Annotated in this window: 1 pseudogene (cut by a window edge); it reads right to left on the minus strand. The window is 70.9% G+C overall.

Annotation, left to right across the window (positions count from 1 at the left end):
• Positions 1-13,488 (minus strand): annotated as a pseudogene (locus ACQEV8_RS03070) (amino acid adenylation domain-containing protein); its annotated part runs 681 nt beyond the window's last position; the annotation flags it as partial.

Genomic DNA, 13,488 nt, shown 5'->3' on the forward strand with positions numbered 1-13,488 from the left:
GTTGAGCTTGCCGTTCTGCGTCAGGGGCAGCTCGGTGATCTCGACGAACACCGCGGGGGTCATGAACTCGGGCAGGCTCTGGCGCAGGTGGTCACGGAGCTCAGCCACCGGCGGGATGCCGGCGCCGAGGTCGGCCGGGACCACGTACGCCACGAGGCGGCGGGCCATGCCGTCGCCGAAGGCGGTCACGACCGCCGACCGGACGCCGGCGTGGGTGGCGAGGACGGCTTCGATCTCACCCGGCTCGATGCGGACGCCGCGCACCTTGATCTGGTGGTCGGCGCGGCCGAGGAACTCCAGCTGCCCGTCCGCCAGCCATCGCACCTGGTCACCGGAGCGGTACATGCGCGCTCCGTCACCGGCGAACGGGTCGGCGACGAACCGTTCGGCCGTCAGCGCGGGGCGGCCGCCGTAGCCGCGCGCCACGCCCGCGCCGCCGATGTACAGCTCGCCGGGGATGCCGACGGGCACCGGCTTGAACCGGGCGTCGAGGACGTACACCCTCGTGTCCGCGATCGGGAGCCCGATCGGCACGAACGGCACCGGCCCCCGCAGTTCGGAGGCGACACAGGTGATGGTCGTCTCGGTCGGCCCGTACGTGTTGTAGATGGGCACGGACGTCTGCGCGAACCACTGGTCGAGTGCCTGCGGCGACACCGCTTCGCCGCCCAGGATCAGCCAGCGGAAGTCCGGGCCGTGGTTGGCGCCGGCCGCCAGGCCCGGAATGATCATCTCCCAGAGTGCGGGGGTGATCTCCACGGAGGTCACGGCCTGTTCCCGGATCTCGCGCAGCACGCGCTCCGGTGCCCACTGCTCCGCTCCGCGCAGGACGAGACGTCCGCCGAGCAGCAGGGTCGCGAAGAGCTGCTCCTGCGCGGCGTCGAAGGTGAGGGAGGCCATCTGGAGGGTCGCGTCGGACGAGGTCAGGCCGTACCGCCGGCCCATCTCCTGCAGCTGCAGGCTCCACGAGTGGTGCTGGACGAGCACGCCCTTGGGCAGGCCGGTCGAGCCGGAGGTGAAGATGACGTACGCGAGGTTCTGCGGCGTGACGTCGACCTGGGGGGCGTCGGTGGCGACGGCCTCGGTCGTGGTGGCGCCTACGGCGACGTCCGGACGCTCCGCGTCGATGAGGAGGCGGGGCGCGGACACGGTCGACAGTCGCTCGTCCAGTGCGGCTTCGGTGAGGACCAGCGCCGCGCCGGAGGACTCGGTCATGTGCTCCAGCCGCTGGACGGGCTGGTCCGGGTCGAAGGGCAGGTAGGCGGCGCCGGCCTTGAGGACGGCGAGCAGGGCCACGACCGTCCTGAGGCTGCGGGCGAGGCACACACCGACAACGTCCTCGCGGCCGGCGCCCTCCGCGACGAGCCGGTGGGCGAGCCGGTTGGCCTGCGCGTTCAGCGCGCCGTACGTGAGGTGGCGGTCCCCCTCCACGACGGCGACGGCGTCCGGTGTGCGGTGCGCCTGCTCCTGGACGAGCAGGTGGACGGGGCGTCCTTCCGTGTCCGTCTCGGTGCCGGTGCCGAGCTGCCGCAGCGTCGAGCGCTCAGAGTCGCCGAGCAGGTCCAGTGCGCCGATGCGGCGCTCCGGATCGAGGACGCCCTGCAGGAGGGCGACCAGGTGGCCGGCCATGCGCTGGATCGTCGTGGCGTCGAACAGCGCGGTGCTGTACTCGATCTCGCCGGACAGGGCGCCGTCGCCGCTGTCCCGGAAGGTCAGGGACAGGTCGGAGAGGGTGAGGTCGCGCGTCATGGCGGGACCGGGGACGGCGGAACCTGCGTCGGCGGGGGCGGTGGCGTCGGCGGGCGCTGCGTCCTGGGTCCGGTGCTGGTCATGGCCCTGCAGCTCGTCCAGGCCCTGGTCCTGTCCGTCGGCTTCGGGGGCGTCCGCCGCTCCGGCTCCGGCGCGTACGTAGTTGAAGTAGACCTGGAACAGGGACGTCCGGGACCAGTCCCGCTCGGTGACGAGGTCGTCCACGAGTTGCTCGAACGGCAGGTCCTGGTGGGCGTAGGCGCCGAGCGCGGTCTGCCGGACCCGGTGGAGGAGTTCGGCGAACGTCGGGTCGCCGGAGAGGTCGGTGCGCATGACGAGCGTGTTGACGAAGAAGCCGATGAGGCTCTCGGTCTCGGCACGGTTCCGGTTGGCGACGGCCGTGCCGACCGCGACGTCCTCCGTGTCGCAGTAACGGCCGAGGAGGACGTCGAAGGCGGCGAGGAGCGTCATGAACATGGTCGTGCCGCTCTCGCGGGACAGCCCGCGCAGCGCCTCCGCCGTCTCGGCGGGCACGGTGAACTGCGTGCTCGACCCCACCGACGACCGGACGGGCGGGCGGGTCCGGTCGAGCGGCAGCTCCAGCTCGGTCACACCTTCCAACTGGCCACGCCAGTAGTCGAGTTGCCCCTCGATGACGCCGCCGCTGAGCCAGTCGCGCTGCCAGACCGCGAAGTCGGCGTACTGCAGGGGCAGCGGCGGCAGCGGGTCCGGCTCACCGGCGCGGAAGGCCTCGTAGAGCGCCGCGACCTCCCGGTGGATGATCCGCGCCGACCACTCGTCGGAGACGACGTGGGGCATGGCGAGCGACAGGACGTGCTCGCCGATTCCGAGCCGGATCAGGGTGCGGCGGAACAGGGGCCCGGCCGCGAAGTCGAACGGCTCGGTCATGCCCTGGGCGACCATCTGCTCGGCGAGGCCGAGCGGGTCGTCGCTGCCGGACACGTCGATCACCAGGAGCGGGAAGGCGGCCGGCGGGTCGATCACCTGGTGGGCCACGCCGTCCGCGTCCGCGACGAGTCGGGTACGCAGCACTTCGTGGCGCGCGACGAGCGCTCCCAGGGCAGCGCCCAGGGCCGCGATGTCCAGCACGCCGTCGAGGAGGACGGGGAGTGCGACGTTGTACTCGGTGGATCCGGGGTCGAGCTGGTCGAGGAACCACAGACGCTGCTGCGCGAACGACAGCGGCAGCGGCTGGGCGCGGTCGGCAACCGTCATGGGCGGCACGGCCGTTCCCGACGCCTCCGCGACGGCCTGGGCCAGGCCTCGTACGGTCGGCTGGTCGAACAGCACCGACATGGCGAGCTCGACGCCCAGGACCTCGCGGATCCGGGAGATCACCTGCGTCGCGAGGAGCGAGTGGCCGCCGAGCTCGAAGAAGCTGTCCGTGGCACCGACCCGGTCGAGCCCCAGCACGCCGGCCCAGATGCCGGCCACGAGCTCTTGCGTCGTCCCGGCCGGAGCAACGAAGCCCTCGCCCGAGGACTGCCGCACCTCAGGGGCGGGAAGAGCCGAACGGTCCAGCTTGCCGTTCGCCGTCAGCGGCAGCCCGGCCAGCTCGACGAAAACGGACGGGACCATGAACTCCGGCAACCGCCCACCCACAAACTCCCGCAGCTCACCGGGCGGCGGCATGCCGACCACGCCATCGGCCGGGACCACGTAGGCCACAAGACGACGATCCGTACCCTCGCCGAACGCCGCCACCACAGCCGTACGCACCTGCGGGTGACCGGCCAGCACCGCCTCGATCTCACCCGGCTCGATCCGGAACCCCCGCACCTTCACCTGCTCGTCCGCACGGCCCACGAAGTCGAGCCGCCCATCCGCCAGCCAGCGCACCACATCACCGGACCGGTACATCCTGCTGCCGTCCGCAGCAAACGGATCAGCAACGAACCGCGCACCCGTCAGCCCGGGACGACCCCCATAGCCACGGGCGACACCGGCGCCCGCGATGAACAGCTCACCCGCCACACCCACGGGGACGGGACGCAGTTGCTCATCGAGGACATACACCTGCGTGTTCGCCAGCGGCCTGCCGATCGTCGGCGCACCCTCAGCATCAGGATCGGCAAGGCCGGCACAGGCGATGACCGTGATCTCGGTCGGCCCGTACCCGACGAAAAACCTGCGCCCGGCAGCCCACTCCCGCACAACCTGCTCACCAACCCGCTCCGAACCCACGAACAAGCTGCCCACACCCGACAACGCCACCTCGTCCAGCACACCCAGCAGCGACGGCGAGACACTCGCCGACACCACACCCTCAGCGCGGACCAGACCCTGCAGCTCCGCCGGCAGGCGACGCTGCTCGGACGAGGCCACCACCAGCACCCCACCACCGGCCAACGTCACCACCACATCCAGCACAGCCGCATCAAAACTCTGCGACGCGAACTGCAACACCCGCACACCCGGCCCGACACCCAGCGCCGACCGCAACGCAAGCGCCAGATTCACCACACCACCGTGCCCGACCTGCACACCCTTCGGACGCCCCGTCGAACCCGACGTATAAATCACATACGCCAACTGGTCCGGCACCGTCCTCACCTCAGGCACACTCGCCGGAAGCCCGGCCAGCTCACCCACCACCACCGGATCGTCCAGCCTGATCACGGTCTCCGCCCCGAGACCCTCGGCCGTCGCGCCCGCGCAGACGAGCACCTTGGTGCCACTGTCGGCGAGCATGAACTCCAGGCGCTCGGCAGGGTATTCGGGGTCGAGCGGCAGATACGCGCCACCCGCCTGCCACACCGCGAGCACCGCAACAACCATGTCCACCCCACGCGGCAGACACAGCCCCACCACCGACTCCGCACCCACACCCGCCGACCGCAGGTGATGCGCCAGACGATTCGCCCGAACCATCAACCCGCCATACGTCACCGACTCCCCGCCCGCCACCACAGCCACCACATCCGGAGCCGCAACCACCCGCTCCGCGATCAGCTCATGCACCCCACCCACCAACGGCAACACCACACACCCACCATCACCACCCGCCACCAACTCCCCCCGCTCACCCACACCCAGCACCGACAGGTCACCCACCCGCTGCCCCGCATCGACGGCCACCGCCTCCAGAACCGACACCAGATGCGCACCGAGGCGCTCCATGGTCGCCGCATCGAACTGGGCACGGTCGTAGGAGAGTCGGAGTGCGAGGTGGTGCGCCGAACTGGCGGCCACGGTCAGGGGGTAATTGGCCTGTTCGCGCATGTGGTTGAAGCCCGTGCGCAGGCCGCTTTCCGCAGAGTCCGCCTGACCCGCTTCCAGCTCCTCGACCGGGTAGTTCTCGAAGACGAAGAGGGTGTTGAACAGCGCCTGCCCAGCCGGGAGTTCGCTGCAGTCGGCGATAGTGACCAGCGGCGTGTGCTCGAAGCGCCGCGCCCGAACCTGCTCGTCCTGCAGCCCCGCCAGCCACTGTGCGACCGGCCGGTCACGCTCCACCCGCACCCGTACCGGGGTGGTGTTCAGCAGCAGGCCCACCATCTCGTCCATGCCGTCGATCTGACCGCCACGACCCGACGACGTCACACCGAACACGACATCGTCCGAACCCGCGTACAACGCCAGCACCAACGCCCAGGCGCCCTGCACCACCGTGTTCAACGTCAGCCGATGACGCCGCGCGAACCCCGTGAGCCCCTCACCCGCCACCGTCGCCGGCAGCCGCAGGTGCAGCTCCTCCAGGCCTTCCTCGCCGGTCGCCCGTTCCACGCCCAGCGACGTCACCTCGCCGAACCCGGCCAGCCGCCCGGCCCAGTACTCCCGCGCAGCCTCCTCGTCCTGACCCGCCACCCACGCCGCGAACGCACGGAACGGCGCCCGCGCACCCAACTCGGGCCGCCGGCCGGCGCGGAAAGCGTGATAGGCCTCCAGGACCTCGCCCAGCACGATGGGCACACTCCACCCGTCCAACAGCAGGTGGTGATAACTCCACACCAGCTGATGCCGGCCCTCGCCCAGACGCACCAACGCCAGACGAACCAACGTCGACGCGGAGAAGTCCGCACCACGCGCCCAGTCGGCCTCCAGGTGCGCGGAGATCGCGTCGCGCTGCTCCTCCTCGTCGAGGTGGGCGAGATCGATCACTTCCAGGGGCAGGGGTACGGAGCGGGAGACGACCGCGAGCGGCTGCGGCACGCCGTCCGAGACGACCGCGGTGCGCAGCACCTCGTGCCGGGAGAACGCCAGCTCCCACGCCCGCTTCAGGGCGTCGAGGTCCAGACCGCCTTCCAGCATCAGGCCGTTCTGCGCCCAGTACATGCCGGGGTCGGCCGAGAGGCGCGTGTGGAAGAGCATGCCCTGCTGGAGGGGCGTGAGCGGGTAGATGTCCTCGATCTCGGTCGGCAGGCTCTGCGCGACACGGTCGATCACGGCCTGGTCGATCGGCGCCGCGAGCGGGAAGTCGGAGGGCGTGTACCCGCCGGTGTCGGGGCGGCAGCAGTACTCGATCAGCTCGGCCAGCACCTCGACGTACCGCTCCGCGAGCCCGGTGACCGTGGCCTCGTCGTGCACCTCGGCGCCATACGTCCACACCATCTCCAGGCGACCGTCGGCCACCTGGCTGTTGACGTCGATCAGGTACGAGCGCTCGTTCTGCGATGACTCCCCCGCGCCGAGGGAGCCGGGCAGCGGCCGGAAGCGACCGCCCCGCCCTTCCTGCGTGTGTCCGGCCTCGGAGGCCTTTTCGGTGTCGTCCGGTCGGCGGCCGGACTGTCCGAGGTAGTTGAAGCCGACCTCGGCATGCCCCTGCGGGACCCAGTCGGTGAGGTGGCGCAGGAGACCGTAACCCAGACCCTTGCGAGGGACACCCCGCAAGTACTCCTTCGTACGGCGCAGGAGCGCACCCAGGTCACCCTCGACCAGGGCGGTGAGCTCCACCGGGTGGACGCTGGTGAACCAGCCCACCGTACGGGACACGTCCACGTCCGCACCGACGTCCTCACGGCCGTGACCTTCCACATCCACCACGACAGACCGCGACCCGCTCCACTCGGTGAACACCGCACCCAGCACGCTCAGCAGCACATCATTGATCTGCGTCCGGAACGCCGCCGGCACCTCACGCAGCAGTCGCTCCGTCAGCACGGCATCCAGGACCACGGACACCCGCCGCGCCCCCGACACCAGGTTCGCCCCGCCCTCGAAGACCCGCGGCAAAGGCTCCGCCGCCGCCTCGACGGCCCGCCAGAACTCCGCCTCCGCCACCACCTCCGGCGAACCCGACAGCTCCTCCAGACGCTGCGCCCACGCCACGAACGACGACGTCTTCGCCACCAGCTCCACACCACCGACACCCTGTTCGACCTGCGCATACGCCGACGCCAGATCCTCAAGCAACACCGGCCAGGACACCGCGTCCACGACCAGGTGATGAGCGACGACCAGGACTATCTGCCCCCGATCGCCGAGGTCGAAGAGCGCCACCCTGAAGAGTGGTCCCTGCTCCAGGTCGAGGCCGGCCTGGATCTCGGTGGCTCGCGCCTCAAGGAACTCCGCCTCAACCTCACCCCCCACGCCCGTCGCGTCGACGACCGTGACCAGATCCGACGTCTCAGCGGCCACCACATGCCCGACCCACGCCCCGCCCCGCCGCACGAACCGCGAACGCAACGCATCATGCTGCTCGACCAGCACACCCACCGCCGACCGCAACAACTCGACATCAACCCACCCGTCGACCTCCACAACCGTCGACTGATTGAAATGCCCGGCCCGCGGCAACCCCCGCTCCAAAAACCACCGCTGAATCGGAGTGAGCGGGAACCCACCCACCACCAAACCCTGCTCGGCAACAACCCCACTCCCGGACGACGCCACCGACGCCAGCCCCGCCACCGTCTGATGATCGAACAACTGCGCCACCGTCACATGAACACCCAGCTCACGCGCCCGAGCCACCACACGAATACTCACGATCGAGTCGCCACCGAGCTCGAAGAAGTTGTCCTCGACCCCGACCCGCTCCACACCCAGAACCTCAGCCCACACCTCCGCCAAAACCCGCTCCACCCCGGAACGCGGCCCGACGAACACCCCCGCCACACCCGCCCACGCGCTGTCGGGGTCGGGCAGGGCGGCACGGTCCAGCTTCCCGTTCGGAGTCAACGGCAACGCCGCAAGCTCCACGAACGCCGACGGGATCATGAAGGCCGGCAGCCGGCTGCCCGCGTACGCGCGGAGGTCGGCAACGGAGGGGATACCGGCGGTCTGGTCGGCTGGGACAAGGTATGCGGCGAGGCGTCGGTCCTCTTCGTCGCCGCAGGCGGCGACGACGGCGGTGCGGATCTGGGGGTGGCCGGCCAGGACCGCCTCGATCTCGCCCGGCTCGATCCGGAATCCGCGGACCTTGACCTGGCTGTCGGCCCGCCCGACGAAGTCGAGCTGCCCGTCCGGCAGCCAGCGCGCCCGGTCGCCGGAGCGGTACATGCGCGTGCCGTCGGCGGTGATGGGGTCGGCGACGAACCGCTCGGCGGTCAGGTCCGGGCGACCGCGATAACCACGGGCGACCTGGGGACCGGCGATGTACACCTCACCGGCGACGCCCACAGGGACCGGGTTCAGCCGGTCGTCCAGGACGTAGAGACGGGCGTTGGCCACCGGCGCACCGATCGCGGGCGCACCGGTGAGGAGGTCCCGGTCCACGACACCGGTGGTCACCATGACGGTCGACTCGGTCGGCCCGTACGTGTTCACCAGCCGACGACCGGCCGACCAGGCACGGGCCACCGGCTCGGTCAGCCGCTCCGCACCCAGCAGCAGCGTCTCGACACCGAACACCGCCCCCGGGTCCAGCACGCCCAGCAGGGACGGAACCACGCTCGCCGCGCGCACCCCCTCGGCCCGCAGCATCGACGTCAAAAGAGCCGCCTCGGCCCGCTCCTCCGACGTCGCCACCACCAGGACACCACCCGAGGCGAGCGTCACCGCCACATCCAGGACGGCCGCGTCGAAACTGAACGACGCGAACTGCAGCATCCGCACCCCCGGACCAGCATCGAGGACCGGAGCCAGCGCCGACACCATGCCCACCACGCTGCCGTGCGCGACCTGCACACCCTTCGGCCGACCCGTCGAACCCGACGTATAGATCACATACGCCAACTGCTCGGCGGAACGCTCCACCTCAGGCGCTTCCGACGGCAGCCCGGCCAGGACCTCCCGTACGGCCGGATCATCCAGCCACACACCCTGCCCGACCGCCGGCCCCTCCACCAGGGACCGCTGACCCACCACGACCTGCACACCCGCATCCGCCAGCATGAACCCAAGCCGGTCAGCCGGATACTCCGGATCCAACGGCACATACGCACCACCGGCCTGCCACACCGCGACCATCGCCACGACCATGTCCACCCCACGCGGCAGACACAGCCCCACCACCGACTCCGCACCCACACCCATACCGCGCAGGAGATGCGCCAGACGATTCGCCCGCGCCATCAACCCGCCATACGTGACCGACTCCCCGCCCGCCACCACAGCCACCGCATCCGGAGCGGCAACCGCCCGCTCCGCGATCAGCTCATGCACACCGGCCACCGCCGGCAGCTCCACCGACGACGCGTTCCACCCCTCCACCACCAGCTCACGCTCACCCGCCGACAGCACCGGCAGCTCACCCACCCGGCAGTCCGCTTCCTCAGCCACGGCCTCCAGCAGCGTGACCAAGTGACCGGCCAACCGATCCACCGTCGTGCCGTCGAACAGCGCAGTGCTGTACTCGATCGTGCCCGTCAGGCTTCCGTCGGCGTCGCTCATCGTCAGCGCCAGGTCGAACTTGACCGGCAGCTCGCTCGCGCCCAGGTCGTCCGCGGCGTCGGCCCGACCGCCGGGGCCCTCGCCCGCCGCGTCCTCGGCGGTGCCGTCCGACTCCCCGGCCACGTAGCTGAACAAGGCCTGGAACAGCGGGGTCCGGGACCGGTCCCGCTCCGTGACCAGCTCGTCCACCAGCTGCTCGAACGGCACGTCCTGATGCGCGTACGCACCCAGAGCCGTCTCCCGCACCCGCCCCAACACCTCACGGAACGACGGATCACCCGACAGATCCGCCCGCAGCACGAGCGTGTTCACGAAGAACCCGATCAGGCCCTCCGTCTCGGCACGGTTCCGGTTCGCCACCGGCGTGCCGACCACCACATCGTCCGACCCCGTGTACCGGCCCAGCAGCACGTCGAAGGCCGCCAGCAGCGTCATGAACATCGACGCGCCGCACTCACGCGACAGCTCCCGCAGCGCCTCGGCCGTCCCCGCCGACACACTGAACCGCCGCACCGCACCCGCGGAGGAACGAACCGCCGGACGCGGCCGGTCGGCGGGCAGCTCGAGCTCGGGCACGTCGGCCAACGCGGCGCGCCAGTAGGAGAGCTGGGCTTCGAGAACATCGCCCGTCAGCCACTCCCGTTGCCACGCCGCGAAGTCCGCGTACTGCACGGTCAGCGGCGGCAGCGGGTCCGGCTCTCCCGCGCGGAAGGCGTCGTACAGGGCGGCCAGCTCTCGTCGCAGGATCTGGCCCGACCACTCGTCGGAGACGACATGGTGCATGGCCAGCGCGAGGACGTGCTCGTCGGGCCGTACACGGATCAGCGTGGCGCGGATCAGCGGCCCGACGGCCAGGTCGAACGGGGTTACGGCGTCCGCGAGCATCACCTCGCGGGCCGAGGCGAGCGGATCGGCGTCGCCGGACACGTCCGTGAGCACGAGCGGGAACGGCTTCGGCTCGTCGATCACCTGGTGCGGCACGCCGTCCGCACCGGCCACCAGGCGCGTCCGCAGCACCTCGTGCCGGGTCACCACCGCGGTCAGCGCCTCGCTCATGGCGGCGACGTCCAGGTCGCCGGCCCAGACGATCGACTGGGGCACGTTGTACTCGGCAGAGCCGGGCTCCATCTGGTCGAGGAACCACAGGCGCTGCTGCGCGAACGACAGCGCCAGCGACTCGTCCCTGTCGGCCACCGTCATGGGCGGCACGGCGGCGACCGCCTGGTTGCCGGCCCGGTCGACCACCGCGGCCAGCTCTCGTACCGTCGGGTGGTCGAACAGCACGGCCAGCGGGATCTCGGCCGCGAACACCTCCCTGATGCGGGAGACGACCTGGGTGGCGAGCAGCGAGTGCCCGCCCAGCTCGAAGAAGTCGTCGGCCGCGCCGATCTCGTCCACGCCCAGCACCGCGGCCCAGACCTCGACCAGCAGATGCTCCGTCACGCTCGCGGGCGCGACAAAGCCGGTCATGCCCTGACGGACGGCGTCCGGAGCCGGAAGCGCGGCTCGGTCGACCTTGCCGTTCGGCGTGAGGGGCAGCGCGGCCAGCTCGACGAACACCGAGGGAACCATGAACCCGGGCAGCCGCTCGCCCACGAAGGCCCGCAGCTCACCGACGGCCGGCATCCCCTCCTCCTGATCCGCCGGCACCACATGCGCCACCAGCCTGCGATCCCCCTCCAGACCCTCGACCGTGACCACCGCCGCCCGCACCGCGGCGTGCCCGGCCAGGACCGTCTCGATCTCGCCCAGCTCGACGCGGAACCCTCGGATCTTGACCTGATCGTCCACCCGGCCGACGAATTCCAGCCGTCCGTCCGCCAGCCATCGCACCTGGTCACCGGAGCGGTACATGCGCGACCCGTCCCCGGCGAACGGGTCGGCGACGAAGCGCTCACCCGTCAGGTCCGCCCGGCGCCCGTACCCCCGAGCCACACCCACACCGGCGATGAACAGCTCGCCCAGCACGCCGACCGGCACCGGACGCAGCTGACCGTCGAGGACATAAGCGCGGGTGTTGGCCATCGGCGCACCGATGGACGGAGCCCCCTCCCCCTCACCGTCGGCCTCGAGGACGGCGATGCTCGCGCAGACCGTCGCCTCGGTCGGACCGTACGCGTTCAGCAGCCGGTACTCGCCACGCCAACGCGCGGCCGCCGCCTCCTCCAGCCGCTCACCGGCGGTGACCAGAGTCCTCAGACCGGCAAGATCGGCCGGCTCAAGCACGGCCAGCAGCGACGGCGGCAGCGTCGCCACCCGCACATCCCTCTCCCGCACCAGCCCGGCCAGCGCACGCGGCTCGCCCCGCTCCTCCGCCGTCGCCACCACCAGCCGGCCACCCGCCGCCAACGTCACCACGACCTCGGACACAGCAGCATCGAAACCGAACGGCGCGAACTGCAACACCCCCTCGCCCTCACCGACCCCGAACACACGCCCCTGCGCCTGCGCCAGGTTCACCACACCACGATGCGCGACCTGCACGCCCTTCGGACGGCCCGTCGAACCCGACGTATAGATCACATACGCCAGCTGGTCGGGAGACGTCGTCACCTCGGGGGCACTCGCCGGAAGCTCCACGAGCGCCGCCCGCACCATCGGGTCGTCCACGAGCACCGTCCGCAGGCGCCCCACCGGCAGTTCGTCGACCAGCTCCTCGGTGCCCACCAGCACCGCCGCCCGGCTGTCGCGCAGCATGAAGCCCAGCCGCTCCGCCGGGTACTCCGGGTCCAGCGGCAGATACGCCCCGCCCGCCTGCCACACCGCGAGGACGGCCACCACCATGTCGATCCCACGGGGCAGGCACAGCGCCACCACCGACTCCGAGCCGACACCCACCGACCGCAGGTAATGCGCCAGACGATTCGCCCGGCCCATCAACTCCACGTAGACAACGGCATCTTCACCACACACCACAGCCACCGCGTCCGGCGTCCGCGCAGCACGCTCGGCGATCAGCTCATGCACGCCACCCACCGCAGGCAGCCGCTCAACCGTCGCGTTCCATTCGTCCACCAGGACGTCGCACTCGCCGGCGGTGAGCACGGGCAGCTCGCCCACTCGCTGTCCCGCGTCGTCGACCACCGCGTTCAGCACGGACACAAGGTGTCGGGCCATCCGCTCAACCGTCACGGCGTCGAACAGAGCGGTGCTGTACTCGATCACGCCCGACAGCGCGCCACCACCGTCCGTCAGCATCAGCCGGAGGTCGTACTTGGCGACGACGTCGCCCGCAACCAGGGCCAGGCCGTCGTCCGTGCCGTCCTCTCCCGCGTCGCGCGGGCGGTCGTGGGACGGGTCGCGCGAGTCACGGCCCCCGCTCTGCCGGCCCTCCTCGGTGAAGTAGTTGAACAGCACCTGGAACAGCGGGCTGCGCGACCGGTCCCGCTCCGTGACGAGCTCGTCGACGAGCTGCTCGAAGGGCAGGTCCTGGTGCGCGTAGGCGTTGAGGGCCATCTCCCGTACGCGGGCGAGGAGTTCCTCGAACGTCGGGTCGCCGGACACGTCGGTGCGCATGACGAGGGTGTTGATGAAGAAGCCGATCAGCTTCTCGGTCTCGGCACGGTTCCGGTTGGCGACCGGCGTTCCCACGGCCACGTCGTCCGTGCCCGCGTAACGGGCGAGGAGGACGTCGTAGGCCGCCAGCAGGGTCATGAACATCGTCGTGCCGCTGCGCCGGCTCAGCTCGCGCAGGCCGTCGGCCGTCCGCGCGGGCACGGTGAACCGCACCATGGCGCCGGCCGGCGACCAGACCGCCGGCCGTAGCCGGTCGGTGGGCACGTCGAGAGCCGACACTCCGCCCAACTGTCGGCGCCAGTAAGCGAGTTGCCTGTCCAGGACCTCGCCGTCCAGCCACTGCCTCTGCCACACCGCGAAGTCCGCGTACTGCACGTCGAGCGGCGGCAGCGGGTTCGGGCGCCCGGCCTGGAACGCCTCGTAGGAGAGCAG

The sequence above is a fragment of the Streptomyces sp. CA-179760 genome (genome assembly GCF_050937045.1).
Taxonomy (GTDB): domain Bacteria; phylum Actinomycetota; class Actinomycetes; order Streptomycetales; family Streptomycetaceae; genus Streptomyces.